The organism is Thalassolituus sp. LLYu03 (assembly GCF_050507655.1).
GTDB lineage: Bacteria > Pseudomonadota > Gammaproteobacteria > Pseudomonadales > Oceanobacteraceae > Venatoribacter.
Window position 1 is genome coordinate 1,990,654 of record NZ_CP191496.1, and the last position, 25,639, is coordinate 2,016,292.

The window sequence follows — 25,639 nt, forward strand, 5'->3', positions numbered from 1 at the left end:
CACGATGCGTTCCTTACTCAGACCAGCTTGAAGATACCAACGGCTTCACGCACCTGATCCAGCAATGGCTTGCTGATGGCGCGGGCTTTGGCGGCGCCTTTCTGCAGTTCCGCTTCGATATCGGCCGGACGGGCCAGCAGGTCGTTGTAACGTTCGCGGGCTTCGGCCACTTCGGCGTTGATCAGGTTGAACAGTTTCTTCTTGGCATCACCCCAGCCAATACCGTCAGCATAGGCCTGGCGCATTTCCGCGGTCTGCTCGGCGGTGGCAAAGGCCTGCCAGATCTGGAATACGGTAGAACCGTCCGGATCTTTCGGCTCACCCGGCTCCTGCAGGTTGGTCACAATCTTGTTGATGTGCTTCTGCAGTTGTTTTTCAGGCAGGAACAGCGGAATGGTGTTGCCGTAGCTCTTACTCATTTTGCGGCCATCCAGGCCCTGCAGCACGGCGACGTTGTCGTCGACCTGATAATCCGGCAGGGTCAGCAGTGGCTCTTTTTTGCAGTAGATGTGGTTAAAACGCTGCGCGATGTCACGCGCCATTTCTACGTGCTGAATCTGGTCTTTACCGACCGGTACTTTGTTCGCACCGAACATCAGAATGTCGGCCGCCATCAATACCGGGTAGCTGAACAGGCCCATGGTGATGGCTTTGTCGGCGTCTTCGCCTTCGGCCAGGTTGGAATCCACCGACGCTTTATAAGCGTGCGCACGGTTCATCAGACCCTTGGCGCAGACGCAGTTCAGAATCCAGGTCAGTTCACTGATTTCCGGAATGTCGGACTGGCGGTAGAACACGGAGTTGTCGGTATCCAGACCCAGCGCCAGCCAGGTCGCGGCGATTTCTTTGCCGGACTGGTGCACGGCGGCCGGATCCTGACATTTGATCAGGGCGTGGAAATCGGCGAGGAAATAGAAGGTTTCGTTACTGGTATCACGGCTGGCTTCAATGGCCGGACGGATGGCGCCCACATAGTTGCCCAGATGCGGAGTGCCGGTGGTGGTGATACCGGTTAAAACGCGCTGCTTACTCATACGACTGACTACTCGTTGATGTTCGTAAACCGCGCATAATACCGGTTTTAGCGGCCGGTTTCAGTCTTCTGAATGAAACTGTGAAGGAATCGGTTAGGACGCCCGGAAGCAGACCGCTCCGGGCATCGGCAATCAGACAAAGGCCGAGGCGTCGCCCACGCCCTGACGCAGCACCACAGGCACTTCGTCGGTCATGTCGATCACGGTGGTGGCATCGAAGCCGCAGTGGCCGCCGTCGACCACCAGATCCAGCTCATGCTGCAGCCGCTCGCGGATTTCATAGGGGTCAGACAACGGAATATCCTCGCCCGGCAGAATCAGCGAGCTGCTCATCAGCGGCTCACCGGTTTCTTCCAGCAGCGCCATAGCGATGGCGTTATCGGGCACGCGGATGCCGATGGTGCGCTTCTTCGGATTCATCAAAAGCCGCGGCACTTCGCGCGTGCCTTCAAGAATAAAGGTAAAGGCGCCCGGGGTATGGGCCTTTAACAGACGGTACTGGGTGTTATCGACTTTAGCGAAATTCGACAATTCCGACAGATCACGGCACAGCAGAGTGAAGTTGTGTTTCGGGCCGAGCTGGCGCAAACGCTGCACCCGCTCGGTCGCCTTTTTATCGCCCAGCCGGCAGGCCAGCGCGTAGGCGCAATCGGTGGGAATAACCACCAGACCACCGTTGCGGATAATTTCGGCCGCCTGTTTGATCAGGCGGGTTTGCGGATTTTCCGGGTGTATCTGAAAAAACTGACTCACAGGAGCTCCTTATGGCCGCCGGGCAACTTACCAGGCCTGCCAGACAGGTGCGACGTCGGAGGGAAACTTCGGCATGACACCTAAATCGAGGCCGAAACGGTTCGGCCCATGAAAATCGCTGCCGCAGGAACCGAGCAACCCGAATTCCCGCGCCAGAGCCGCCATCTGGCCACTCTGATTGCTGTCCATCTGACCGTAGGCCACTTCAATGCCCCGCCCACCGGCTTCCATAAAATCAGCAATGCAGGCTCTCAGTTTAGTACGGGTCATCTTATACAGGTGGGCATGTGCCAGCACCGGAATACCGCCGGCCTCAGCAATCCAGCGCACGGCTTGCGCCATGTCCGGCCAGCTGGCTTTGACATCGCCGGGTTTACCCGCACCCAGATATTTATTGAAGGCGACCTGCATCGACGGCACCAGTCCCTGATCAATCAGGTACTGGGCAAAATGGGGACGCCCCACCTGATCGCCACCGGCCAGCGCCTGCACCGCGCCGAGGTCAATGTCGTGCTTCAGACGTTTGCTGAGGCGTTCAGCGATCACCAGTGAGCGTTCGGCACGGGCGCTGTTCTGAGACTCTTCCGCCGCGCGCATCACCGCGCTTTCCGGATCAAAATTCAGGCCGACCACATGAATGGTAATGCCGCTCCAGACACAGGACAGCTCAATACCGGGAATCAGACGCACACCCAGTTCGGTGGCTGCCGCCAGCCCCTGACGGAACCCTTCGGCGGTATCGTGGTCGGTAATGGCAAGCGTACGGACACCGCGTTCGGCCGCACGTTTTACCAGATCCGCTGCCGCTAATTTGCCGTCAGATGCGGTACTGTGGCAGTGAAGATCAATCTCAGACAGCACGTGGACGCTTACCCCTGCTTACGCCATAATCAGGCCCCATTGTAATGACACCGAAGCCACTAAGCGAATGAAGTTATTTCTCGATTTTCTGCCCATCGTCGTTTTTTTCCTGGTCTATAAATTCGCGCCTCAGGCCGTTGCCTTCCTTTCTCCCTGGCTCAGTGATGAACAGATCACCCTGTTTACCGATATGCCCATTTTGCTGGCGACGCTGGTGCTGATTCCGGCCACCATCCTGCAGGTGGCCTATATCCGCTTTACCACGGGTAAAGTCGAAAAAATGCATCTGGTAACACTGGCTCTGGTCGTGGTGCTTGGCGGTGCGACCGTCGCCCTGCAGGACAAGACCTTTATTATGTGGAAGCCGACCATAGTGAACTGGCTGTTTGCTGCGGCCTTTCTCACCAGTCAGTGGTTTACCCGTAAATCCCTGCTGCAACGCATGATGGATCAGGCCCTGTCATTGCCGGCGCCGGTGTGGGTTCGCCTGAATTACGCCTGGGTGGCGTTTTTTGTCATAAGCGGACTGGCCAATCTGTATGTGGCGTACTCATTTCCTGAAGATATCTGGGTCGATTTCAAACTGTTCGGTTTACTCGGCCTGACCGTCCTCTTTATTATCGGCCAGTCCCTTTTCCTGTATCGCTACATGAATCATGAGGAGCAGTAGCCATGTGGTACGCGATCATCAGTCAGGATGTGCCTGACAGCCTTGAAAAACGTCTGGCGGCACGTCCGGCGCATCTGGAACGACTGAAAGCCCTGAGCGAAGCCGGTCGTCTTCTGATTGCCGGCCCGCATCCGGCCATCGACTCTGAAGATCCGGGCAGCGCCGGCTTCACCGGTTCGCTGGTTGTGGCGGAATTCGCTTCCCTGCAGGATGCCCAGAGCTGGGCCGATGCCGACCCGTACATGGCAGCCGGTGTGTACCAGCAGGTCACCGTCAAACCATTCCGCAAAGTACTGCCCTGATAACAAGAAGGACGACACTGTGAAAAAACTGTTTCTGGCCTTTACCCTGATTCTTACCGCAGCATCCGCGTCGGCCGTAGAAAAACGGTACGTTACCGATACCCTGTGGCTGCAGCTGCGTTCTGGCCCGAGCCAGGAATTCCGCATCCTGAAAGCCCTGCCAAGCGGCGAACACCTGATTTACCTCGAAGAAGATGCCGAAACCGGTTACACCAAAGTTCAGACCGACAAAGGTCTGGAAGGCTATGTGCTGACCCGTTTTCTGGAAACCGAACCGGTTGCCAAAGAAAAACTGATTCTGGCGAACCGCGATCTCGATAAAATGAAAGCCGAGCTGGACGCAGCACGCACCCAGCGTGACCAGTTTCAGGCCGAAGTTGAACGTCTGAAGAGTGAACGTTCTGGACTGGGTCGTGAAAATACCGATCTTGAAAAAGAACTGGACCGCGTAAAGAATATTTCTGCCAACGCCTTAACGCTGGACGAAAAAGTCAAACTGATGAGTCAGCGTAATCAGGAACTGGAAATTCAGGTTGAAGCCCTGACCACCGAAAATACCCAGCTGTCCGACAACCGCCAGCAGACCTACATTCTGTACGGCGGCGCGCTGGTATTCGCTGGTATTCTGGCCGGTCTGATTCTGCCGAACCTGCGCTCCCGTCGCAGCAGCGGCTGGTCCTGACAGGGTCGGCGTCAGGCAATAAACCGGTTAATAAAAAAGGTGAGCATGGCTCACCTTTTTTATTAACCGGTTTATTGCCGCTTATTCGCCGCGCTCCGGCAGATCGCAGTGCCCGAGGGATACATCCGGTGCAAAGGCATCACGGATGCGGCGCTTCAGGTCGGCAGCATCCGGAAAGCCGTCATCAACCTTGCGATCCCACAAGCGCGTGTCATCCAGCCACACCTGAAATTGCCCCGATTCGCCAACCACCAATTCGACGGAACTGAGCTTGCCATGAAAGGTCGAAAACAACTCCTGAGCATACCAGCCAGCACGTAAGGCCCATTTACAGCCTTCACAAAACACAATTCTTACCTTAGGTTTAGCCATTACCTTATTTCCGGAGAAAACCATCGTGCAAAACGCCATCGCCCGCCACGCAGGCGCCCTGATATTGTCTCTGCTGGCGTCCGCCTTTGCCAGCGCCGAATCCAACCCAGATACCGTGCACGTGGTGATGAACACCAACCTCGGCGCCATTGAACTGGAGCTGGATCACGCCAAAGCACCACTGACCGTCGACAACTTTATTACCTACGCCGAAAGCAAACATTACGACGGCACCATTTTTCACCGGGTTATCCGCGACTTTATGATTCAGGGTGGTGGTTACACGCAGGACATGCGTCAGAAAGCCACTCTGCCGCCGATTAAAAACGAAGCAGAAAACGGCCTGAAAAACGTCCGTGGTTCAATCGCTATGGCACGCACCAGCGTGGTCGACAGCGCCACCAGCCAGTTCTTTATTAACGTGAAAGACAACGCTTTTCTTGATCACGGCGCGCGCGATTTCGGTTACGCCGTATTCGGTAAAGTGGTGAAAGGCATGGACATTGTCGATCAGATTTCGACCACCCCAACCGGCCCGCGCGATATTCCGCAACAGCCGGTGATTATCGAATCCATGACTGTGATGAAAGCGCCAGAACCGGCCGGCGAAAAAGCCGCCGAATAATCAGGCCAGCAGCCACCACAGCAAGGCCGGAACGGTTGCAAAGGACATGAGTGTCGACATCACCACCGTGCCCGCCACCGCTTCCGGCTGCCGCCCGAACCGCTCTGCAAACAGATAATTGAACACCGCCACCGGCATCGACGCCTGAATCAGTACCACGCCACGGGCAGCGCCCTGAAGATCCAGCAGACTGACCACCACCAGCCCCACCACTAAGCCACCGCCAATCCTCAGCAAACTGTACAGCAAAGCCGTGCGCCACTGCCCAACCTGCAGACGCTGCAACGATACACCCAGCGTGATCAGCATCAGAGGGATTGTCATACCGCCGATCAGCTGCACCACATTCTGCAGCGCCGCGGGCAAGCGCCAGTCTTGCCAGAGCAGTATCAGCGCCAAAGCAATGGCGTACAGAATCGGCATTTTCAGCAGGCCCAGCAAACCACCGGCCCGACGTCCGCCCGCCAGCAGAATACCCGCCGGAAAATGCGCCACCGACAGCACCATAAAGAAGGCCAGCGCGAGCGCGAGTCCCTCCTGCCCAAAGGCCAGCATGCACACCGGCAGCCCCATATTGCCGACGTTGGGAAATACGAACGACGGCAAATACGCGCGCACATCGTGACCACAGGCGCGCGGCACCAGAAAACCCATCACGCCCATCAACAGCGCAACCAGCACACAGGCCAGCGCCGTCTGGCGAAAGGCCTGCGGGTCGATATTGACGGAGCCCAGCACCGACAGCATCAGCGCCGGCGCTCCAACATTCAGCACCAGTCTCGAGACAAATTCGGGATCAAAGGCATGGCCCTGACGGGCCCAGAAAAAGCCGATGGCTGCACAGGTCAGCACCGGCGCCATAATGGCGGTAATTTCGGTTATCATGCGCGCATCATACGTGACGCCCCGGACACTTGTCTGCGCCGTCGGCCAGCGTATCCACTTACTGCACCGGGTATCTGTTTTGTCTGCCAGCGACTCGCACTCTGAACCAAAAAATCCTGACCTGATCTGGCGCGACGACGGGCAACCCGTGTCCGTCCACTTTGATGACCCGTATTTTTCGGTCGACAACGGGCTCGAAGAAAGCCACTACGTTTTTCTGCGCCACAATGGCCTGCCGGAACGCTGGCAGGGCCGCAACCGCCCATTCCGCATTATTGAAACCGGCTTTGGCACCGGCCTGAACTTCCTGCTCACCTGGCAGAGCTGGCGCGAGCATCAGGACCCGAACTGCGAGCAGCGTTGGCTGCATTTCACCAGCATCGAAAAATTTCCGCTGAGCCGGGAACAGCTGACTCAGGCACTCGCGCTCTGGCCCCAACTGGGCGCGCTGGCTGCACGCCTGATCGCCGATTATCCGCTGCCGGTTGCAGGCTTCCATCACATGACATGGCCCGAAGAAAAACTCTCGCTGACGCTGATTTTTGCCGATGTCAAAGATGCCCTGCCAAACCTCAGCGGACCAGTGCACGCCTGGTATCTGGACGGCTTTGCGCCATCGAAAAACCCGCAAATGTGGAGCGACGAACTGTTTCACGGCATGCGCCTGTTAAGTCAGCAAAGCGGTGATCAGTATCAGGGGGCAGACTGCCCGACCGTGGCGACCTTTACCTCAGCCGGTCTGGTCCGCCGCGGCTTACTGGGCGCAGGCTTCAATGTCAGTCGCGTTAAAGGATACGGACGCAAGCGCGAAATGCTGGCCGGGGCTTTTAACCGCCGCCAGGGGCCGGAACTGCCACCATACGCCCTCCATAAACCCTGGCTGCTGCCGGTGGCTGTGTCCGGGGTTGCTCAAGTCACCATCATTGGTGCCGGTATTGCCGGAGCCACGACCGCGCGTGCGCTGGCTGAACGCGGTATCCGCGTGACCGTGCTGGATCGCTCGGGCATTGCACAGGGGGGCTCTGGTAATCCGCAGGGCGGCCTGTACGTCAAACTGGCCGCTGCCGATCAGGCGATTCACACCGACTTTTATCTGGCCGCGTACCTGTACGCTCTGCCCTATATGCAGCGTTTGCTGGGCGCGGGCGACGCCAGCAATCCGTTCTGGCAGCAGTGTGGCGTTTTGCAGCTGGCTTACGACGACAAAGAAGCTCAGCGGCAGGCGCGTTTTGCCGACGTGCGTGCATTGCCCGATACGCTGGTGCGCGCCGTCACGCAGGAAGAAGCCAGTCAGCTCAGTGGCAGTCCGCAAAGCAGTGGCGGCCTGTTCTTTCCCGCCGCCGGCTGGGCCAGCCCGGTGGATACCTGCAAAGCGCTGCTGGATCATCCACTGATCTGCTTCGAACAGCGCGACATCGACCGGCTGGAGAAAACCCCTGATGGCTGGCGCCTGTGGAGTGGCGGACACAGCCAGGAATCGGAACAGGTGGTGATTGCCTCGGCCTACCATTCTCAGACACTACTGCCCGAGGCCTGGTTGCCGCTGAAAAGTATCCGCGGACAATTGAGCTATCTGGACGCCGCCCGCGTGCCGCCACTGAACACCGTCGTGTGCGGACGCAGCTACATGGCGCCGGCGTGCAATGGCATTCAGGTGCTGGGTGCCACCTACAACCTGCGCGACGACGAGCCCGCACTGCGCGACGACGACCATCTTACCAATCTGCATCATCTGGCCGATTTCGGCCCGGACTGGGCTCAACGCGGCGCACAAGGTCTGGATCTGGTGACCGGCGGGCGTGTGGCTTTCCGCTGTACAACGCCGGATTACCTGCCCATGGTTGGCGCCGTGCCGGACCCTCAGGCCTTTATTGACGCCTTCGGCGAGCTGGTTCGCAACGCCAAGCGTGTGCCTGCGGCGGTTGTACCGGATCTGAAAGGCTTGTGGCTGAACACCGGGCTCGGTTCCCGTGGACTGGCATCCGCCCCCTTGTGCGCAGAATTGCTGGCTGCCCAAATCACAGGGGATGGCCTGCCGGTTGGCAATGACATTGCAGAAGCCTTATGGCCGGGTCGTTTTCTGTTGCGGGATATGATTCGGCGGAAACTGCCCAAAGAGAGATTCAGACTACCCGCCTGATTTTACGGCGGCGCTCGGCATCGGCCATGGCACGCTGGGATTCTTCTCGGATGCGGCGCATGGCCTCTGCAAGCTCAGCGCAGCAGTCGCGTACGTCGGCCAGCTGGGCCTTCATCGCGTCAATGTCGCCCAGTGCCTGACGGATCTGACGTTTCAGCTGTTGTTGCCTGAGTTCATCCATTCTGCTCACCCGACCAGCCATGAGCACGGAGTACGTGCGTCATTTCAATGTGGCAGGTCTGGGAAACAGGGTCAAATAAAAGTGTGGCGGCACCCTGACGCAGCTGGCTCAGCACCTGAGCCTTCTTGTCGTCGAAGGAAACATCGTAATCACCGTAGTCCGTGCCTTCGCGGCTGACGAACTCTTCGAGGATAGCGTCGAGTGCATCGGCACTCAGGCGCTGATAAGGAATTTCGATAACCCCAGGCTGTGGGGCGTCATCGTCGTAGAATCCGGCGTCAGACGGCAAAGCCCGCCTCCCGCTCCCATTCACAGCTCATGCGCAACTCCGCGTCGGACGGCATGTGGCCCTGATCGGAATTCCAACTGAAGGTGTGCTTACCGGACAACTCAGTTTCGAGATGCACCGTCGCCGACACCCAGTACATGCTTTTGAGCAGGGTTTCAAACTGGCGCAGCCAATGTTCCCATTCGTACTCCACGGCCTTGTAGGACGCCGCAAAGTGGATCACCTGAGTCTGGTAAGTGCCGCTGAACAGATCGTCGCCGGGCATAGAAAACATTTCGCGGCAAAGGAAAGGCCATTCGTCATCCACACCGAGCGGCAGGGTCTGAATAGCACTCCAGTTGCTGCGCCGCTGCAGGCGCGCCGTGAACTCATCACCCGCCGGCACATGACGGATAACACCGTAAACGATGGATTCCTGATCGAATGCTGTCACGCAAGGTCCTTACCACTGAAAACTGTCCGAATCATAACGGAATTATCGGCAAACAAAAACGGCGCCGGAGCGCCGTTTTTGCCACGATGAGGAACTGGTCACTACTTGTTCAGCACATCAATGATGCGCTGTTTTACGTAGCGGCCCGGTGCCTCTTCAATGGCAGCTAATTTACCACTGCCCGGCTGACGGGCCGGCACTTCTTCCATGCCCCCCTGAGTGAGTATCCACTCCTGCCAGTCAAGCCACCAGGAGCCACCATGATTGGCGGTTCCCTTAAACCACTCGTCCGCGGTTTTCGCCATTTTATCGTTGGTCCAGTAGCCGTATTTATTGGCCACCGGCGGATTAACGATACCGGCAATATGGCCGGAGCCACCCAGTACGAAGCGGGTATTTTTAGCATTACCCAGTACCTGAGCGCCTTTGTAAGTTGCCTGCCACAGCGCAATGTGATCCTGCGCGGTGGAAACAAAATAACAAGGTGCTTTCACTGCACTCAGATCGATTTTCACGCCATCCATTTCCAGCGCGTCTTTCTCGACCAGTCGGTTGTTCAGGTACATATTGCGCAGATAATACGAATGCATACGCGCTGGCAGGTTTGTGCTGTCTGTATTCCAATACAGCAGATCAAATGCCGCCGGACGCTCACCTTTCAGGTAATTATTGACGAAGAATGACCAGAACAGGTCATTTTCGCGCAGCGTATTAAAGCTGAACGACATCTGACGACCGTCGTACAGGCCCACCAGATCCATTTGTTTTTCCAGTGCGGAAATAGCGGTTTCATTAATGAACACCCCAATCTCGCCCGGCATGGAAAAATCCAGCAGGGTCGCCATAAAGGTGGCCGCTTTAATCCGGTCTGCCTGACCTTTCTTCTGCAGATACGCCATGGTAGTGGCCAGCAAGGTGCCGCCAACGCAGTAACCAATGGCATTGATTTCTGCTTCGCCGGTGGCCTGTTCGATGGCATCCAGCGCCGCCACCGGACCTTCCAGCATGAAGTTTTCAAAACCTTTATTGCGCAATGACGGACCGGCGTTAACCCAGGAAATACAGAACACAGTATGTCCCTGATCGGTCAGCCATTTAATGAAGGAGTTATTGTCGCGCAGATCGAGAATGTAAAATTTATTGATGAACGGCGGCACAATCAGCAGCGGACGCTTGTACGTATTGGCCGTGGTTGGCGTGTACTGAATCAGCTGCATCAGATCGTTCTGGTAAACCACCTTACCCGGCGTTACCGCCACGTTGCGGCCAACCTGAAACGCACTGGTGTCGGTCATGGCAACGTTCAGGGCACCCTGTACGCTGTCTTCCAGATCTTTCATCAGCTGCGCCATGCCCTTGTACAGGTTGGCACCGCCGCTTTCCATGGTTTTGCGGATCACTTCCGGGTTCAGACCCGCGAAGTTGGTCGGCGCCAGCGCGTTTACATACTGACGTACCAGATATTCCACTTTTTGTTTGGCGTGTTCGCTGACACCGTCGGTTTCTTTCACCATGTCCATCAGCGCGCCGGACTGCAGCAGATACAACTGCTTGATGTAGTCAAACAGCGGATTCTCGTTCCACTGTTCGTCTTTAAAACGCTTGTCGCCAGCCTCAGGCTTCACCACAGGCTCAACGTCTTTACCGAGGAAGCGCAGCACTGTGTGCTGATACAGCTCCTGTTGCTTCTCCAGAAGTCCCATCTGGAGACCGATGACTTTCTCGGGGTTGGACACCATAGCTTCGCCAAGCTCGGTCATGGCACCCATAAAATCCGTCATAACGGACGCAGAAGGGTCTTCTGCAGAGGTCGGTTGAGCGATTGCTTTGGCCAGAGCATTTCCGTAGTGCTCGGCCAGATGGCCTGCCGCAGTGTAAAAATCACTGACCGCTGTTTCTATGCTTTCCGTTGGCATATTCATAAATCACCTGCATGAAGAAACGGGGGGATTGAAAAAGGCCACCCGAAGGTGGCCTCTGACATCAGACGAGATCAGGCAGCTGTTTTAGGCTTGGCAGCTGGCTTAGTGGTTGTTGCAGATGCTTGGGCACTGGAACGGGCTTCTTCCATAATGGACTCCACCTGTGTCTTGAATTCCATCGCCATATCGGAGAACGCTTTAGCATCTTCCATGATTTTTTTGTTCAGAGCGGTAGCGGCTTCGGCCTGAGCAGCGGTGAAAGTACGCATAGTATCTGCGTCCTTGATATCAGCCGCTTTTTTCATTTGCTCAATACCCATTTCCGCGTAAGCCTTGATGGCGCTCAGCTGAAAGTCGGTCATTTTTTCCATGTTATCGACAAACAGACTGTTAAATTTCGCCAGCGGGGCATACATGGATTTGGCCTGCTCTGTGAATGCATTCAGAATACTTTCTTGCATAGTCTTGCTCCTTCAAAAGTCTAATAGCAGATAGGGCAGCCCCATAGTAGGGCCTTTTGTCTTACACTTAAATGACACTAAGCCATCTTCCATGTAAATTCTTGCGATTAATCAACCTTAAGTAGTAAGTATCTTTTTACAGCTGAACAATGACGCCAATACTGGCGGAATCCGACCTACTTAAAACCCGTTGTTGAGTTTCCTGACATCATGCCAAGCATGACTTTCTGAAACTGCCCCATGGCATTCATGCCTTCATTAAACATCACCTGATAAAGACTCATCGGGTCATAACCGTCTTCGCCTGAACGCATTTTTTCCATGACGGTATTAAAAAACTCCTGCTGAAATTCCTGCACATCGGGCAAGCCCATGATTTTACGGAACTCTTCGGGGGTCATATCAAAGGTGACGTTAATTTTCATTTTTATTCCCTGATTATCTAATCAATTATGTCTTTAGCATTATCTGCCATATTGCGGACAGTCTGTTGCGGATTTTAATCCCACCGCAACAACCGCCATACCGGCCACCGCCGCCAGCGCCGCCAGAATAAAGACCATCGTACTACCTGCACTCTCCCACAACTGACCGCTTAACCAGGCACCGGCTGCGCCACCCAGACCAAAACCGATACTGGAGTACAACGCTTGCCCCTGCCCCTGTAAACGCCCCGGGAAAAACAACTGCACGTAGCGCATGGCAATAATGTGCATGGCACCGAAGCTGAACGCATGCATAGTCTGAGCCACGATCATGGCCAATGGCTGCTCTGGCAAAAATGCGACAACCAGCCAACGCAGTCCTGTTAATGCCAGACTCACCATACACCATCCACGCCAGCTGAACAGCGTAATCATGTGGCGAAATTGCCAGAATAAAATCACTTCGGCAATTACCCCGACCGCCCACAATAATCCGATCTGCGTACTCGGGTATCCATGTTCTTCGAGATAAATACTAAAAAAAGTGTAAAAAGGCCCATGGCTGATCTGCAGTAAAATGCCCATTAATAAAAATGATATAACCGGCCAGGTCAGCGCCGCTTTTAAAAAGCCCCCCTGCCCATCCACCGTTTTTTTGTGCACCGCATGGCTGCGTAAAATAAAGCTGTTAATGACGATGGCGACCATCAACAAAATAATCAGCAACGGCAACCACAACACAGAGGCCACATCGAACAGAACACCTGCTGCCATCACCAGTGCAATAAAGCCCACCGACCCCCACATACGAATGCGGCTGTAGTCTTCCACTTTATTGTCGAACGACTGCATGGTGATGGCCTCGTATTGCGGCAACATCGCGGCCCAGAAAAAGCCGTAGCTGAGCATCACCAGCATGACCTGCTGCAACGTGTCGGCCAGCCAGATACAGGCAAAACAGCCAATGGTCAGAGCACCGGCCAGACGCACCATGTACAGCGGGGACGGAAACGAATGACCCAGTGCAGCCCACACATTCGGCGCCACTATGCGCATCAGGCCAAAAGCACCAATCAGGCTGCCAATTTCCTGCGGACTGAAGCCACGCCCCTGCAGGTACAGCGCCCAGTAGGGAGACACACAGCCTAAGACGCCGAAGTAAAGAAAATAGAAAGACGCTAAATTGCGCGAAGGAACCGCTGACACCAGAAACCTCTGCCGTCTGAGTAAAACCAAGATACGGGATAAAAAAATGCCACCGGGCGGCGGTGGCATCAATGCTTTCTTAAGCCTGCGGTGCAATCACCGGCGTGGCACAGTGCACGTCGGCGTTCTGCCCCCTGTGACGCAGCAGGTGGTCACAGAGCACGATGGCCATCATGGCTTCGGCAATTGGCGTGGCGCGGATGCCCACACACGGGTCGTGACGGCCTTTGGTGATCACTTCAATCGGGTTGCCATCGGAGTCGATGGAGCGGCCCGGAATAATCAGGCTGGAGGTCGGCTTCAGTGCAATGTGGGCGATGATGTCCTGACCGGTGGAGATACCACCCAGAATGCCGCCGGCGTGATTGCTTAAGAAGCCTTCTGGCGTCATCTCATCGCGGTGTTCGGTGCCTTTCTGCTCGACACAGGCAAAACCGTCACCAATCTCAACGCCTTTCACCGCGTTGATGCTCATCAGTGCGTGCGCCAGTTCAGCATCCAGACGGTCGAAAATCGGCTCTCCCAGACCCGGCATCAGACCGGTGGCCACCACAGAGATCTTCGCGCCCACGGAGTTACCTTCTTTACGCAGCGCGTTCATGTAGGTTTCCATGGCTTCGACTTTGCCGGCATCCGGGCAGAAGAACGGATTCTGTTCCACCTGCGCCCAGTCGAACTGTTCAATCTTGATCGGGCCCAGCTGGCTTAAATAACCGCGCACCTGAATGCCTTTGGCCGCCAGAACTTTCTTGGCAATAGCACCGGCAGCTACGCGCATGGCGGTTTCACGGGCAGAGGAACGACCGCCGCCACGATAATCGCGGAAACCGTATTTCTGGGTGTAGGCGTAATCCGCGTGCGCCGGACGGAAGGTCTTGGCAATGTCGGCGTAATCTTTGGAGCGCTGGTCGGTGTTCTCAATCAGCAGACCGATCGGCGTGCCGGTGGTTTTGCCTTCGAACACGCCGGACAGAATTTTCACCACATCGTCTTCACGACGCTGAGTCGTGTAGCGGGAAGTACCCGGTTTGCGACGGTCGAGGTCGATCTGCAGATCAGCTTCGCTCAGTTCAATACCCGGTGGACAGCCGTCAACGACAGCCACCAGTGCCAGGCCATGACTTTCACCGGCTGTGGTTACGGTGAAACTTTTGCCAAAGGTATTTCCGGACATAGTCAGTCTCTTATTTCAGGGCCGATCTGGCGGCCGTCAATTAATTCAGTAAATCCAAGTCACGCGCCTGCAGCACGAACACACCGTGGCCACCGCGTTTGAATTCCGGCCACACAAACGGCAGCTCAGGGTACGCCTCTACCAATGCCGGCCAGCTGTTGCCCACTTCCACCACCAGCAGACCATCGTCGGTCAGAAATTCACGCGCCTGCTTCAGCATGATGCGCACCAGATCCAGACCATCGTCGCCGGCGGCCAGCGCCAGCTCGGGCTCGTGGTGGTATTCCTCGGGCAGTGTGTTCATATCGTCGGCATCGACGTACGGCGGATTGGACACAATCAGGTCGTATTTGCCGCTGGCACTGCCAAACAGGTCGGACTGCAGCGCCATCACGCGGTCTTCCAGACCATGACGACGGATGTTTTCGTCGGCCACGCTCAGGGCATCAAATGAGATGTCCAGCAACTCGACCTCGGCCTGCGGAAATTTCACCGCACAGGCGATACCAATACAGCCGCTGCCGGTGCACAGGTCGAGAATACGCTGTGGTGCCGGTACATTCTGTTCCAGGGCGCCCTGCCACCAGGGGGCAAATCCGAGTTCAATCATCTGGCCGATCGGCGAACGCGGAATCAGCACGCGCTCATCCACCACAAACGGCAGATCGCAGAACCAGGCCACGCCGGTCAGGTACGGCGCCGGTACGCGCTGGTCGATGCGTTCACCCACCAGATTCACCACAGCTTCGCGCTCAGACTGAGTCAGACGCGCGCTGTGCCACTCAGAGGCAATGTTCCACGGCAGATTCAATGCATGGGTCACCAGCAGCAGAGCCTCATCCCACGGATTGTCGGTGCCATGGCCGAAATAGATGTCCGCCTCGTTCATACGGCTCACCGACCAGCGGATCATATCGCCAAGGGTGCTGAGTTGTTCGACGGCTTCGGCGCACTGCTGGTGCAGATCGGTCATGGTGGGTCCGGCTGTGGTTGAAAAGCGCGCTAGTTTACCCAATTCGGCCGCTTACGGCATCCACTTTGGGGCCGGCAGGCGGCCCCGGCAAAGGCTTGCAGCGCCGCGTGGGGCGCACGTTTCAGCGAGCGGATGCACTGATCAGAGGAGGATAACGGGTAATCGGATAAGGCGCTCAGCCCATCCGTTCGCCGTACAGGCTGGAATGCCCGGCTTCGTAAGCGTCGAGTGCCATATCAGCAACCTCGCGCCCCAGACGGATAATCTCATCGGCCCGGTAAAACTCGTACATTTCACAGGCATCGGACGGTAGTTTGATCAGCAGGTCGGGCGGATAGCCGGCAATTTTGTAGCGGGTCAGCGAGGCCGACATGACTTCGAACACCTCATTCAGCATTTCCAGCTTGCCGAGGTTTTCGTCAACGTCTTTACGCGCGCTGGTTTTATTTTCCAGCCACTGCCCGGCTTTATCGACAATGCCATTAAACCAGGCTTTTTTATCCGACTCTTTGACGGCCGCGTCCGGATGAAAATCCTCCGGCAGCGGTACGTCGGCATTGAGGTCGACGGCAATAATGATATCTGCGTGGGCCGACACGCAGGGCGTGATCGGCAGCGGGTTCAGCACGGCGCCATCGACCAGTAAACGACCGTTGTCAGCCACCGGCGTAAACAGGCTCGGAATCGCCGCCGATGCCCTCACCGCATGCTGCAATGGCCCGCGCTGAAACCAGACTTCTTTTTTGCCAATGATGTCGGTGGCCACGGCGGTAAAAGGGACGGCCAGATCTTCAATCAGCTGCCCGTTGAGCATTTCAGAAATACGGTTGTACAGACGGTCGCCTTTAATGACACCACTGGATAACAGCGACACATCCACCAGCTTCAGGACATCCAGATATTTAAGACGGGTAATCCAGTCGCGGAATTCTTCCAGCCTGCCGGAGCAATAAAAACCACCGACAATGGCCCCCATCGAGCAGCCGGACACCATCACAATGTTGTAGCCGCGCGCAGTCAGCGCATCAATAACGCCGATGTGGGCGTAACCCCGGGCGCCGCCACTGCCCAATGCCAAAGCAACGGTTTTACTCACATTTATCTCCCTGGCCAGAACACAAACCGCAGCGCGGGCATCAGGCTGTCATCCGCTGCCTGAGTTAATGCGCCCTGTCCGGTTACGTTCAATTCATATTCGCCGTCAAACGTCGCCATCCGCAGTTGCTGCGCCAGCCGCTCAGAGCACTGCAGATTGTCGCTCATGTGACTGGCGTCGTAACACTGCACCACCAGATACAGACGTCGCTTAAGAGCCGGCGTCAGGCTTTTCAGTTCCGTCAGTAAATCCTGACTGGCCGTTTCATCGAGACGTCCGTTCTGGGTGACAAAGCCCGGCAGCCAGCCGGCGGAGGACGCCATTGCCTGACGGATCTGATCACGCACCTGGCCGTCGACCGTCACTTTGTCGCGGGTGGTCACCACATCCAGATTCACCATCAGCTGGCGTGAGCCGCGCTGCACCAGATACAGCACATACAAGGTGGTAACCCCTTGCTTGTCGGCGGCGGTACGGGCGACCTGATAAAACTGATTTTGTTCGCGCCCCACCAGCCGGGCGTTGGCGAAAATATCGTTGGCCCAGAAATTACTGCTGCCACAATCCAGCCCGCGGCATTCGTAAAGCACGTCCGCACCAGCAAACTGCGTGCTGTAAAACGACACCAGCTCATCAAAGGGCACCTGCTCCGGCAGGCTCCAGACCTTGCGCTCAACGTCTGCTTTCAGACGCAGTTCCTGACCGCCATAGGTGACGGCCTGATTGCGTTTTAACGCCGACAGCACCAGCCGGTAGGCGGGCAGCGTCATGCGTTTACTGTCGATCAGATTGGCCTGCGGGTAAGCGTCCAGCGCTTTCACCGGCAGGGCCAGGGTCAGGCATACAGTCATCAGCAGGGTCTGCCAACGCATAAAAAACTCCTTCATCTGCTGCACCTATTGTTAACAAGAGTCCACAGCGCCGCAAGCGACCCGTCGTTGCGAACACCCCGAGACCAGCCTTTAAGAACAACCGCCGGGGCTGGTACACTCCGGCCGTTTATTTCTCAATCAGGTATTCCGCTTTTGTCTTCATTCCGTCTGTCGTTTGCCCTGACCACCCTGCTCGGGTTTTCCTGTCTGCCGGCCTGTACCACGGTCAACACCCTGCCACAGGAAGCATCCGTTCCGGCGCCAACCCTCAGCGAACAACAGGCGGCGCAAAGTGCGGTCGACGATATTTTTCAGCGTTTTTATCAGTTCGAACTGGATCAGAGCCCAGTGCTGCGCAGCCGTCTCGGCTACAGCGGTCAGTTCGAGTGGGACGATATTTCCACCGACGCCGATGACCAGCGCATCGCCTTCTGGCAAAGCCTGCGCAACGAACTGTCGGATATCCGCGAAGATGCCCTGAGTGCCGACGAACGTGCCAGTTACAGGACCCTGCTGGAGGCACTGGAGTTCCGTCTGTTGATGGTGCCGTTCAGCCATCACGAATACGCCTTCAGCCAGCTGGGCGGGTGGCACACCGAAGTGGTGGCCATACTCACCAATCACCATCCGGTGCACAGCATTCCGGATGCACAGGATTACATCAGCCGCCTGCAGGCGATCCCGGCCCTGTTCAAGCGCTGGCAGGAAAATATGCGCAGTGCCGCCGACAGCGGCATCGTGCCGCCGGCGTTCGTCTACGCCAGTGCCGAATCCAGCATCCGCGCCATCGTCAGTGGCGAACCTTTTACTCAGGGGCAAGGCGACTCGCCGCTATGGGCGGATTTCAGCGCCAAACTTGATGCCCTGAATCTGTACCCGTCGACCCACAAACTGCTGGAGCGCAAAGCCCGCAATGCCATGCTGCAGAGCGTAAAACCCGCCTATGACAACCTGCTGGCGGTGGTGCAGGAATTAAAAGCCAAAGCCCCAGCCAACGGTGCCGCCAGCACGCTGCCGGACGGTCTGCGCTACTACCAGCTGCTGCTCGCCCACTACAGCAACAGCCAGCTGGACGCCGACTATCTGCACCAGCTGGGACTGGCCGAAGTCAGCCGCATTCAGAGCCGTATCCGCGCCATGATGCCGGCGCTCGGCTATGACGGCCCGGCCGACGCGCCGCTGCGCGATATGATGATGTGGGCGGAAGCCCGTGCCACCCGCTTTGCCAATACCGAACAGGGGCGCGATGAATTCATCGGCTTCCAGAAAGCGCGTATCCGCGACATTGCCTCCCGTCTGCCTTATTACTTCACCCGCCTGCCCACCACCCCGCTGGCGGTGCGGCTGACAGAAGATTACCGCGCTCCGGCCTCGCCGGTGGCCTTTTACGAAGCGCCCTCGCTGGACGGAGCCCGCCCCGGTATTTACTACATCAACCCGCTACGCATGAACGACCTGCCACGCTACCGCTTAGCGGCGCTGGCGTTCCATGAAGCGATTCCGGGTCATCACCTGCAGATTGCACTGGCGCAGGAAAATGAAGCCCTGCCTGAATTCCGCCGCATTCTCGACAACAGCGCCTTCAGTGAAGGCTGGGCGCTGTACGCAGAAAAATTCGCCGCCGAAATGGGCGCATATCAGTCGACGGAAGAAGAATACGGTCAGCTGGTGATGGAATTGTGGCGCGCCGTGCGTCTGGTGCTGGACACAGGTCTCAACGCCAAAGGCTGGAGCCGCGAACAGGCGGTGCAATATCGTCTCGACAACACACCCTTTTCGAAAGAAGACAGTGAACAGGCCATCAGCCGTTATCTGGTGATGCCCGGTCAGGCGGTGGCGTACAAAATGGGGCAGCTGAAAATCGACAGCATCCGCCAGCAGGTGCAGGACATTTTAGGCAGCCGCTTTGATCTGGCCGCCTTCCATTCTGCTCTTCTGAGTCAGGGAGCCATTCCGCTGGATGTGCTGCAGGAATGGATGGTGAGCTGGGCCAAAATTCAGCGCCGCCAGGCCGCCGCAGAAATCGTACCCGACCAAGCGCCGGCTGAACCAGTGAAAAACCCGGCGCCGCAAGCCACGCCCGCCGTTCCGTAAAACTCCCAATGAAAGCGTGTTTAATTGCATGAAAAAGGGCCTTGTAAAAGGCCCTTTCTGTTTCAGTTCTGTCTGTTTCAGTTCTGTCTGTTTCGGTTCTGGCTGCTGCGGTTCGGTCTGTTGCGGTTCGGTCTGTTGCGGTTCGGTCGGCTAAGGCGGCTGAGATTGAAGACCTAGCAGTCAAAGCCCCGCGCCCGGACTCAGTAGCGCAGATCAATACCCACCTGCCAGAACGCATCATCCCCCGGCGAGGCCACCACTTCGGTACCGGTATCGTCGGTGGCGCGCACACGGCGATGACGCATCTGACCCAGTTCACCGCTGATCCACAACGGCCCACGCCAATGAAATTCGCCGCCCACACCCAGTTTCCAGTTGGTATAGGACGCCCGGTAGGTGCCGGTCAGGCCGGTAATTTCTTCCTGCCAGACACCACCGGCCGGGCGTAAATACAGGAACGACGCCAGATCATCGGACCAGCGTGAGACAATGCGCGTACGCGGAAAACCCAGCAGCATTTCCGTATCCGGTGTCAGCTTGGTGGCCATACCCAGCACAGGGCGCGGACTGTAGTCGCCAAACTCACGGTTCACGGTTAAACCAAACTGCCAGAAGGTGCCCGAACGCTGATACACACGACCGATCAGGTCGGCATTCATTGCCAGACTGTCGCCATCGAGCACGTTTAGGTCGGTCATAAAGCCCGGCTCCGCTCGAATGGTAAATTCCGCCGAACGGCCACGTTTCTGGCGGTATTCAATCGGCATCGACAGCCAGTAATACTCACTCTGCAGCGCCGTGGTGCCGCTCCAGCGGAATTCGGAAATATCGAGATGCGCATCGGTGCGCACCGATTCATAGCGGTTTTCACGCCGTTCAAGCGGCAGGGTCAGATCAATCTGCGAGCGCGAAAAATCCGTGCCGCTGCCGGAATCCGGTGAGCCCGGCCCTTCTTTACTCCACGACAGGCCATTGGCAAACGCCGCCTGCGTGGCCATTAACAGCGCGCACGCCACAGCGTTTCGCAGATCAGACTTCTTTAAACAAATCATCATACGCTTCCTGAACACTGGCGTAGCTCGCCAGTGCGCCTGTGGACTGTTCGTTTTTACGCACAGTGTCGAGTGCGGTCAGCACATCGAGCACATTTTCAAAGCCGTCAACAATATCGGCCGGCGCATCCGCTTCTTTGAGTAATTCAGTGTAGTTGGCAACGAAGTCATAAGCCTCGCTTTCCTGCCGGCGACTGGCACTGGTGACGGCGGAATCCATATTGGCGATCACATTCACCACGTTCACCAGTGCTTTGGCGGCTTCGCTGTCGCCGTCCACGGATTCGTCGAGAATAAAGGTATTGAGAAAATTCGAGGCTTCGGTGATGGACGAAACCGACTGGGTCTGGCCGCCGAGCGTGCGGAATTCCGACGACGACAGAAAGCCGTCTTCGTACAGACGCTGGGTCAGGGCCGGAATCTGGTCAGAGCTGATGGCGCCCGAGAAATATTCTTTGCTGATCTGATTGAGTCGTTCGGCGCGCAGTGACACCGACACTTTGTCACTTTCACCCACACTGACGGTGCGCGTCAGTGGCGATGCCGACTGGGCGGCTTCGTTCAGCGCATCGGCCGACACCGATGACTGACTGCTCTGTTGCGCCAGCAGATTGAGCAGGTTCTGATAGCCGGAAGAAGAGTTGTTAATGTCCACGGCAAACTCCGGTGCTGATAACTGCCTGAGTAACAGCAATTACCAAGCCAGCACAAGAATCCCCAACAGAATCAATGCCATAGGCAAAATAGCGGCCGGACCTTGCCGGTGAACGTCAGTTTATTGCCGCCCGAAACCCGAATCAGCGCCGGCTTTACAGAAAGCAGCCATAAAAAAAGCGGCCCACCACAGGTGAGCCGCTTTTTTAAGTCCCAAGGCAGGCGCTGCGCAGAGGTCAGTCCGGCTTCTGGCCGCCCTCGTCAGAGCTGCGGGTAATGTGCTGGCGCACGCTGTGCACACCCCAGTACACGGCCCCCAGCACCAGTGGCAGTGCAATGCCCTTGGCCAGTTCACTGTTCAGCGTCAGACCGCCGGCCTTCAGGCCATTAAAGGCAATTTCCAGCAGCGCCAGAACATAGTAACCAATGGCCACCACCGACAGGCCTTCTACCGTTTGCTGCAGGCGCAACTGCAGCCGGCTGCGGCGGTTCATGGACGACAGCAAATGCTGGTTCTGTTCCTGAATCGACAGATCGACCCGGGTGCGCAGCAGACTGGTGGTGCGGTTAATGCGGCGCGATAAATCTTCAAGACGGTCGCGCACGGAATTACAGGTTTTGATCCCCGGCGTCAGACGGCGCTCAAGAAATTCGCGCAGACTCTGCATGCCTTCCATCGGGCTTTCTTTCAGCTGACGCAGACGGTCGCGCACCAGATCGTGATAGGCAACCGCCGCCGAAAAGCGGAAGTTGGTATCGGAACGGTTGCGCTCCACTTCGGCGGCCAGCTGCGATAATTCACTTAACAGTACGCGTTCGTCTTTGCCGGAATCGATGTCGGAAATGCTCTGGTTTAATGTCGCCAGATTTTCTTCAATACGGCTCAGCTCTCCACCCATCTGACGGGCAATCGGCAAGGCCAGCAGCGACATCAAACGGTAGGTTTCCAGCTCAAATAAGCGCTGCACCAGACGCCCGGCCTGATACGCAGTAAGGCCGCTGTGACAGGTTACGATGCGGCCAAATCCGTCGCTGTGTAATTTAAAGGCAGTCCACACCTGGGCTTTTTCATCGGCCACATACGCACCGGAAATTCGCTGGCCTTCGAACCAGCGGTACAGCAGTTTTTCGTCCGGTGTGTGATCGAGCACGGCCATATTCACCGCCACCACTAGTTCGCCCGGCATGGCCGCCAGCCAGTCGCGCGGCACAAAGCTCAGGGCTTCCGGCGAAAACGGTTCGGCTTCGTGAAAAATAAAGGTGAAATTGGCAAATTCGGTGTGACGTTCCCAACGCAATTCGAAGCCGCCGAAATCCTGATACAGACAGGACGACTCAGGCGCCGGCGCCGGTACGCTGAATCGGCGGCATAAATCGACAATATGCGCGTGCATGGCGTCGCGGTTGCCATTCAGCAAAACGGTGAAATGGCAGACCTGACAGTTGCCATCAATGATGGGCGAAGGCCGGTTGTGCAGCTCTTCGTACAGGGCAGAACGCCACGGATGCACCCGCAACGACACCGACGGTGCCGCAATGTCCGGCGCCACATCCTGTAATGCTTCTTTCATAAGCCGCCTCACTCCATGACTGTCTGCCGTGGCAGACCGTTGATCTGAAAGCGGCGCAGTGTAACCAAGCGTTATGACAAGTGCGACCCTGACGCCGTTGATACGCTGTTTTCCGCAAGGAAACGCTGACCGGGATGACCTGAGTCAGGCGCTGCCTCAGTCCCGCGCTGCTAACAATCTCGCCGCGCGAAGCCAGTCGGCATCAGTCTGCCGTCAGCATGGCCGACAGCGGCGTATCCAGAGCCGATGACCAGTTGCTCTGCCAGTTCTGCAGGCATTGTTTTAATCCCGCACCGGCGGCGGCCTCCGGCAATGCCTGCGTCAGATCTTTAAGGCTCATATCGGCGATCAAACTGCCCATGGTCAGGGCTTTCGGGTCTTTCAGCCACACCCAGTTACCTTCCTGCGACAGCGTTACCCAGCCATTGCGCTGGCAGATGGACAACTGAACGTTAATGTCTTCGGCGGCGATGTCGGCGATTGCCGCGGCCAGTTCTTCTTCGTCGGTGGCCAGCCCCTGCTGCTGACGTGCCCACAATGCACTGATCACCCGCAGACGCGCCCACAGCAGTGGTGACTTCTTCAGCCGCGCTTTGCTGTGACTGAGGCTGAAACTCAGTTCAGCGCCGAGCAGCACCAGCAGCCAGGCCAGATGCAACCACAGCAGAAATAACGGCACCGCGGCAAAGGCCCCGTAAATCAGCTGATACGACGGAAACAGCCCGACCAGACGGGCAAAGGCAAATTTACCCAGTTCAAATACCGTGGCGACAAAAAATCCGGCCACCAGCGCATGCCGCCACGGCACCCGGCAATTCGGCACCAGAATATAAATGGCCGTCAGTGCGCCGGTACTGAGCAACCAGGGCACCACCCGCACCGGCAGCGGCACACTGGCAAAATTACTCCACAACGACAGCGAGGCAATCAGTGAGCTGACCGCCAGCGTAGCGCCGAATAATAGCGGCCCCAGACTGAGCACGGCCCAATAGCGTAAAAAGGTTTGCAGACCGGAGCGTGGTTTTTCGACGTTCCAGATTTTATTGAACTGCATTTCAATGCTGCGCAGCAGCATAAAGGCGGTAATAAACAGAAACAGCACACCCACCCAGGTCAGCTTGCGCGCCTGCTGGCTGAACTGCACCAGATATTCCGACACCGTATCGCTGCCTTCCGGCATCAGGTAGGCGAGCATTTCATTGTGCACCTCACCGCCCCAGTGCTGCAGTGACGGAATGGCACTTAAAATGGCGTAGGTCACGGTAATAACAGGCACCAGCGCAAACAGCGTGGTGTAGGTCATGGCCGCCGCGTCGCGCTGGCGTTCTTCGTTTTTAAAGCGGCGCAGCGTGTGCCAGATGATGCGCCCTGTGGTGCGCAGGCCGGGCCAGGTGGAGGGGCGTTTCGTGGATGTCGTCCTGAAATTCATTCGATGCCGTCGCTCATTTGTTACAATGGCGGAAATTTTTGCCAAGGTTGAGCGCAAGCATGAGCGAAATTCAGATCTACCACAATCCACGCTGCTCCAAATCGCGGGAAACACTGGCCCTGCTGCAGGAACAGGGCATCACCCCTGACGTGATTGAATACCTGAAAGACACCCCGGACGCCGACGAGCTGAAGAGCCTGCTGAAGAAGCTGGGCATCCCGGCGCGCGCCCTGCTGCGCAGCAAAGAAGAGGAATACAAAACCTGCGGTCTGGACAACATGGCACTGTCTGATGACGACATCATCAACGCCATGATTGCCCATCCGAAACTGATCGAACGTCCAATCGTGGTGAACGGCCATCAGGCGCGCATTGGTCGCCCGCCGGAGCTGGTGCTGGAGATCCTGAAGTGAGCCAGCCCTACGTTCTGGTGCTCTATTACAGCCGCCACGGTAAAACCGAAGCCATGGCGCGTTATATCGCCCGTGGCGTCGAAAAAGTGAGCGGCATGGAAGCGCGTCTGCGCACGGTACCGCCGGTATCAGCCGATACCGATGCGTCGTTGCCGCCGGTGCCGGACGCTGGCGCGGTGTACTGTTCCGCCGACGATCTGAAGCACTGCGCCGGTCTGGTGCTGGGCAGCCCGGTACGCTTCGGCAACATGGCCGCCCCGCTCAAGTATTTCCTCGACGGCACCAGCCCGCTGTGGCTGACCGGCGCCCTGATCAATAAACCGGCCGGTGTGTTTACCTCCAGTTCGTCACTGCATGGTGGTCAGGAATCCACCCTGCTCAGCATGGCGCTGCCACTGCTGCACCACGGCATGGTGTTCGCCGGCATCCCTTACAATGAAGCCGGTCTGCTGCAGACCCGTGGTGGCGGTACGCCCTACGGCGCCAGCCACTGGAGCGGCAACGACAACCAGCATCCGCTGTCGGATGCCGAAATCAGCCTGTGTCAGGCTCAGGGCGAGCGCATCGCGCGTCTGGGCAAGGCACTGACCCAACTCGACGGAGTCACCTCATGAAAACCCGCTATGCCTACCTGTGCATGGTTTCCAGCTACCTGATCACCCTGCTGATTCTGCTGTTGTCGACCTACGCCGCCGCGCCAAGCCCGGATATGCCCCTGTGGCTGTACCTGCTGTCCGGCGCCGGCATCTGGCTGTTTAAAATTCTGCCGCTGCTGCTGTTTGTGCCGGGTCTGATTCAGCGCAAACACAGTACTTCGGCGTGGTTGTCGTACATGACCATGCTTTATTTTGTGCTGGCGGTCCTGCTGGCCTTTACCCCGGGCGCTTCCGGCTGGGGCTGGGCCATGACCATCTCGACGCTGGTGATGTTCCTCAGCAGCATGCTCTACACCCGCTGGCGTAAGGCCGATCTGAAACAGGCCGACATGAAGCAAGCTGAAGAAGCCTGATTTCCGGGGTAACGAGCGTCTGAAAAAGAAAAGGCAGCCATTGGCTGCCTTTTTTGTTGCG

At 57.1% G+C, this 25,639-nt stretch carries 29 protein-coding genes; 9 read left to right on the top strand and 20 right to left on the bottom strand.

Annotated elements, in window-relative coordinates:
- Positions 1 to 17: 17 nt before the first annotated feature.
- The 3 genes from trpS to ACQUQU_RS09070 all read right to left on the bottom strand — a co-directional run bounded on the left by trpS (position 18) and on the right by ACQUQU_RS09070 (position 2,648).
- The gene (gene trpS, locus ACQUQU_RS09060; RefSeq protein ID WP_430462915.1) at positions 18 to 1,034 is read right to left on the bottom strand and encodes a tryptophan--tRNA ligase; all 1,017 of its coding nucleotides are present in this window, start codon (positions 1,032 to 1,034) and stop codon (positions 18 to 20) included.
- A gap of 132 nt (positions 1,035 to 1,166) precedes the next feature.
- A complete protein-coding gene (locus ACQUQU_RS09065; protein ID WP_430462916.1) occupies positions 1,167 to 1,787 on the bottom strand; it encodes an L-threonylcarbamoyladenylate synthase in 621 nt (206 codons plus the stop codon).
- A gap of 27 nt (positions 1,788 to 1,814) precedes the next feature.
- Positions 1,815 to 2,648: a PHP domain-containing protein gene (locus tag ACQUQU_RS09070; RefSeq protein WP_430462917.1), complete on the bottom strand. Its 834-nt coding sequence runs from the start codon at positions 2,646 to 2,648 to the stop codon at positions 1,815 to 1,817.
- A 67-nt stretch (positions 2,649 to 2,715) separates the two neighbouring features.
- On the opposite strand from ACQUQU_RS09070, the gene ACQUQU_RS09075 reads away from it, so the two are divergent.
- From ACQUQU_RS09075 to ACQUQU_RS09085, 3 genes are read left to right on the top strand one after another with little or no spacing between them, the layout of a single operon-like run.
- A complete protein-coding gene (locus ACQUQU_RS09075) occupies positions 2,716 to 3,318 on the top strand; it encodes a septation protein A (RefSeq protein ID WP_430462918.1) in 603 nt (200 codons plus the stop codon).
- A 2-nt stretch (positions 3,319 to 3,320) separates the two neighbouring features.
- Entirely contained in the window at positions 3,321 to 3,620 is a 300-nt protein-coding gene (locus tag ACQUQU_RS09080; protein ID WP_430462919.1) for a YciI family protein, read from the top strand.
- A gap of 19 nt (positions 3,621 to 3,639) precedes the next feature.
- Complete coding sequence (locus ACQUQU_RS09085) at positions 3,640 to 4,302, top strand: TIGR04211 family SH3 domain-containing protein (RefSeq protein WP_430462920.1); 663 nt, start codon at positions 3,640 to 3,642, stop codon at positions 4,300 to 4,302.
- A gap of 81 nt (positions 4,303 to 4,383) precedes the next feature.
- On the opposite strand, the gene ACQUQU_RS09090 is transcribed toward ACQUQU_RS09085, so the two are convergent.
- Positions 4,384 to 4,674, bottom strand: a complete 291-nt coding sequence (locus ACQUQU_RS09090; RefSeq protein WP_430462921.1) for a SelT/SelW/SelH family protein — start codon at positions 4,672 to 4,674, stop codon at positions 4,384 to 4,386.
- Between the two features lie 25 nt (positions 4,675 to 4,699).
- On the opposite strand from ACQUQU_RS09090, the gene ACQUQU_RS09095 reads away from it, so the two are divergent.
- Positions 4,700 to 5,299, top strand: coding sequence for a peptidylprolyl isomerase (locus ACQUQU_RS09095; protein WP_430462922.1), 600 nt, complete (start codon positions 4,700 to 4,702; stop codon positions 5,297 to 5,299).
- Here the strand turns inward: ACQUQU_RS09095 and ACQUQU_RS09100 are convergent, their stop codons facing one another.
- Positions 5,300 to 6,184, bottom strand: a complete 885-nt coding sequence (locus ACQUQU_RS09100; protein WP_430462923.1) for an AEC family transporter — start codon at positions 6,182 to 6,184, stop codon at positions 5,300 to 5,302. It abuts the gene before it with no gap.
- A 79-nt stretch (positions 6,185 to 6,263) separates the two neighbouring features.
- Between ACQUQU_RS09100 and mnmC the strand changes: the two genes are divergently transcribed.
- Entirely contained in the window at positions 6,264 to 8,324 is a 2,061-nt protein-coding gene (mnmC, locus tag ACQUQU_RS09105; RefSeq protein WP_430462924.1) for a bifunctional tRNA (5-methylaminomethyl-2-thiouridine)(34)-methyltransferase MnmD/FAD-dependent 5-carboxymethylaminomethyl-2-thiouridine(34) oxidoreductase MnmC, read from the top strand.
- Here the strand turns inward: mnmC and ACQUQU_RS09110 are convergent.
- The 11 genes from ACQUQU_RS09110 to ACQUQU_RS09160 form a co-directional block, all read right to left on the bottom strand.
- Entirely contained in the window at positions 8,308 to 8,505 is a 198-nt protein-coding gene (locus ACQUQU_RS09110; RefSeq protein ID WP_430462925.1) for a hypothetical protein, read from the bottom strand. The genes mnmC and ACQUQU_RS09110 overlap by 17 nt on opposite strands.
- The gene (locus tag ACQUQU_RS09115; protein WP_430462926.1) at positions 8,498 to 8,794 is read right to left on the bottom strand and encodes a YheU family protein; all 297 of its coding nucleotides are present in this window, start codon (positions 8,792 to 8,794) and stop codon (positions 8,498 to 8,500) included. The genes ACQUQU_RS09110 and ACQUQU_RS09115 overlap by 8 nt, the downstream gene beginning before the upstream one ends.
- Entirely contained in the window at positions 8,784 to 9,227 is a 444-nt protein-coding gene (locus ACQUQU_RS09120; protein ID WP_430462927.1) for a hypothetical protein, read from the bottom strand. The genes ACQUQU_RS09115 and ACQUQU_RS09120 overlap by 11 nt, the downstream gene beginning before the upstream one ends.
- Before the next feature lie 101 nt (positions 9,228 to 9,328).
- On the bottom strand, positions 9,329 to 11,149 hold the full coding sequence (locus ACQUQU_RS09125; protein ID WP_430462928.1) for a PHA/PHB synthase family protein: 1,821 nt from the start codon (positions 11,147 to 11,149) through the stop codon (positions 9,329 to 9,331).
- Positions 11,150 to 11,220: 71 nt separating this feature from the next.
- Complete coding sequence (locus ACQUQU_RS09130) at positions 11,221 to 11,610, bottom strand: phasin family protein (RefSeq protein WP_430462929.1); 390 nt, start codon at positions 11,608 to 11,610, stop codon at positions 11,221 to 11,223.
- 176 nt (positions 11,611 to 11,786) lie between these two features.
- Entirely contained in the window at positions 11,787 to 12,035 is a 249-nt protein-coding gene (locus tag ACQUQU_RS09135; protein WP_430462930.1) for a DUF6489 family protein, read from the bottom strand.
- A gap of 39 nt (positions 12,036 to 12,074) precedes the next feature.
- Positions 12,075 to 13,241: an MFS transporter gene (locus ACQUQU_RS09140; protein WP_430462931.1), complete on the bottom strand. Its 1,167-nt coding sequence runs from the start codon at positions 13,239 to 13,241 to the stop codon at positions 12,075 to 12,077.
- Positions 13,242 to 13,320: 79 nt separating this feature from the next.
- Positions 13,321 to 14,415, bottom strand: a complete 1,095-nt coding sequence (aroC, locus tag ACQUQU_RS09145) for a chorismate synthase (protein ID WP_430462932.1) — start codon at positions 14,413 to 14,415, stop codon at positions 13,321 to 13,323.
- A 40-nt stretch (positions 14,416 to 14,455) separates the two neighbouring features.
- Entirely contained in the window at positions 14,456 to 15,388 is a 933-nt protein-coding gene (gene prmB, locus ACQUQU_RS09150) for a 50S ribosomal protein L3 N(5)-glutamine methyltransferase (RefSeq protein WP_430462933.1), read from the bottom strand.
- A gap of 175 nt (positions 15,389 to 15,563) precedes the next feature.
- On the bottom strand, positions 15,564 to 16,484 hold the full coding sequence (locus ACQUQU_RS09155; RefSeq protein WP_430462934.1) for a patatin-like phospholipase family protein: 921 nt from the start codon (positions 16,482 to 16,484) through the stop codon (positions 15,564 to 15,566).
- 2 nt (positions 16,485 to 16,486) lie between these two features.
- Positions 16,487 to 17,356 (bottom strand): DUF4892 domain-containing protein, encoded by an 870-nt coding sequence (locus tag ACQUQU_RS09160; RefSeq protein WP_430462935.1) that lies wholly within the window; start codon positions 17,354 to 17,356, stop codon positions 16,487 to 16,489.
- A 153-nt stretch (positions 17,357 to 17,509) separates the two neighbouring features.
- Between ACQUQU_RS09160 and ACQUQU_RS09165 the strand changes: the two genes are divergently transcribed.
- Positions 17,510 to 19,450, top strand: coding sequence for a DUF885 domain-containing protein (locus ACQUQU_RS09165; protein ID WP_430462936.1), 1,941 nt, complete (start codon positions 17,510 to 17,512; stop codon positions 19,448 to 19,450).
- A 200-nt stretch (positions 19,451 to 19,650) separates the two neighbouring features.
- Here ACQUQU_RS09165 and ACQUQU_RS09170 read toward each other — a convergent pair whose 3' ends face one another.
- The 4 genes from ACQUQU_RS09170 to ACQUQU_RS09185 form a co-directional block, all read right to left on the bottom strand.
- Complete coding sequence (locus ACQUQU_RS09170) at positions 19,651 to 20,505, bottom strand: hypothetical protein (RefSeq protein WP_430462937.1); 855 nt, start codon at positions 20,503 to 20,505, stop codon at positions 19,651 to 19,653.
- The gene (locus ACQUQU_RS09175) at positions 20,480 to 21,157 is read right to left on the bottom strand and encodes a hypothetical protein (RefSeq protein ID WP_430462938.1); all 678 of its coding nucleotides are present in this window, start codon (positions 21,155 to 21,157) and stop codon (positions 20,480 to 20,482) included. The genes ACQUQU_RS09170 and ACQUQU_RS09175 overlap by 26 nt, the downstream gene beginning before the upstream one ends.
- A 235-nt stretch (positions 21,158 to 21,392) precedes the next feature.
- Positions 21,393 to 22,727, bottom strand: coding sequence for a DUF3422 family protein (locus ACQUQU_RS09180; protein WP_430462939.1), 1,335 nt, complete (start codon positions 22,725 to 22,727; stop codon positions 21,393 to 21,395).
- Between the two features lie 202 nt (positions 22,728 to 22,929).
- Positions 22,930 to 24,156, bottom strand: a complete 1,227-nt coding sequence (locus ACQUQU_RS09185; RefSeq protein ID WP_430462940.1) for a YihY family inner membrane protein — start codon at positions 24,154 to 24,156, stop codon at positions 22,930 to 22,932.
- Positions 24,157 to 24,215: 59 nt separating this feature from the next.
- Between ACQUQU_RS09185 and arsC the strand changes: the two genes are divergently transcribed.
- The 3 genes from arsC to ACQUQU_RS09200 are packed head-to-tail and all read left to right on the top strand — an operon-like array spanning position 24,216 to position 25,578.
- Positions 24,216 to 24,569 (top strand): arsenate reductase (glutaredoxin), encoded by a 354-nt coding sequence (gene arsC / locus ACQUQU_RS09190; protein WP_430462941.1) that lies wholly within the window; start codon positions 24,216 to 24,218, stop codon positions 24,567 to 24,569.
- Positions 24,566 to 25,183, top strand: a complete 618-nt coding sequence (gene wrbA / locus ACQUQU_RS09195; protein WP_430462942.1) for an NAD(P)H:quinone oxidoreductase — start codon at positions 24,566 to 24,568, stop codon at positions 25,181 to 25,183. Before arsC ends, wrbA begins: the two co-directional genes overlap by 4 nt.
- Complete coding sequence (locus ACQUQU_RS09200) at positions 25,180 to 25,578, top strand: DUF2069 domain-containing protein (RefSeq protein WP_430462943.1); 399 nt, start codon at positions 25,180 to 25,182, stop codon at positions 25,576 to 25,578. Before wrbA ends, ACQUQU_RS09200 begins: the two co-directional genes overlap by 4 nt.
- Positions 25,579 to 25,639 lie beyond the last annotated feature (61 nt).

What these genes read in the sequence shown, in the direction of transcription:
- trpS (WP_430462915.1), bottom strand. Translation starts at nt 1,034, where the DNA reads ATGAGTAAGCAGCGCGTTTTAACCGGTATCACCACCACCGGCACTCCG.
- ACQUQU_RS09075 (WP_430462918.1), top strand. Translation starts at nt 2,716, where the DNA reads ATGAAGTTATTTCTCGATTTTCTGCCCATCGTCGTTTTTTTCCTGGTC.
- ACQUQU_RS09080 (WP_430462919.1), top strand. Translation starts at nt 3,321, where the DNA reads ATGTGGTACGCGATCATCAGTCAGGATGTGCCTGACAGCCTTGAAAAA.
- ACQUQU_RS09090 (WP_430462921.1), bottom strand. Translation starts at nt 4,674, where the DNA reads ATGGCTAAACCTAAGGTAAGAATTGTGTTTTGTGAAGGCTGTAAATGG.
- ACQUQU_RS09100 (WP_430462923.1), bottom strand. Translation starts at nt 6,184, where the DNA reads ATGATAACCGAAATTACCGCCATTATGGCGCCGGTGCTGACCTGTGCA.
- ACQUQU_RS09110 (WP_430462925.1), bottom strand. Translation starts at nt 8,505, where the DNA reads ATGGATGAACTCAGGCAACAACAGCTGAAACGTCAGATCCGTCAGGCA.
- ACQUQU_RS09125 (WP_430462928.1), bottom strand. Translation starts at nt 11,149, where the DNA reads ATGAATATGCCAACGGAAAGCATAGAAACAGCGGTCAGTGATTTTTAC.
- ACQUQU_RS09130 (WP_430462929.1), bottom strand. Translation starts at nt 11,610, where the DNA reads ATGCAAGAAAGTATTCTGAATGCATTCACAGAGCAGGCCAAATCCATG.
- ACQUQU_RS09135 (WP_430462930.1), bottom strand. Translation starts at nt 12,035, where the DNA reads ATGAAAATTAACGTCACCTTTGATATGACCCCCGAAGAGTTCCGTAAA.
- aroC (WP_430462932.1), bottom strand. Translation starts at nt 14,415, where the DNA reads ATGTCCGGAAATACCTTTGGCAAAAGTTTCACCGTAACCACAGCCGGT.
- prmB (WP_430462933.1), bottom strand. Translation starts at nt 15,388, where the DNA reads ATGACCGATCTGCACCAGCAGTGCGCCGAAGCCGTCGAACAACTCAGC.
- ACQUQU_RS09160 (WP_430462935.1), bottom strand. Translation starts at nt 17,356, where the DNA reads ATGCGTTGGCAGACCCTGCTGATGACTGTATGCCTGACCCTGGCCCTG.
- ACQUQU_RS09170 (WP_430462937.1), bottom strand. Translation starts at nt 20,505, where the DNA reads ATGATGATTTGTTTAAAGAAGTCTGATCTGCGAAACGCTGTGGCGTGC.
- ACQUQU_RS09180 (WP_430462939.1), bottom strand. Translation starts at nt 22,727, where the DNA reads ATGAAAGAAGCATTACAGGATGTGGCGCCGGACATTGCGGCACCGTCG.
- ACQUQU_RS09185 (WP_430462940.1), bottom strand. Translation starts at nt 24,156, where the DNA reads ATGAATTTCAGGACGACATCCACGAAACGCCCCTCCACCTGGCCCGGC.
- arsC (WP_430462941.1), top strand. Translation starts at nt 24,216, where the DNA reads ATGAGCGAAATTCAGATCTACCACAATCCACGCTGCTCCAAATCGCGG.
- ACQUQU_RS09200 (WP_430462943.1), top strand. Translation starts at nt 25,180, where the DNA reads ATGAAAACCCGCTATGCCTACCTGTGCATGGTTTCCAGCTACCTGATC.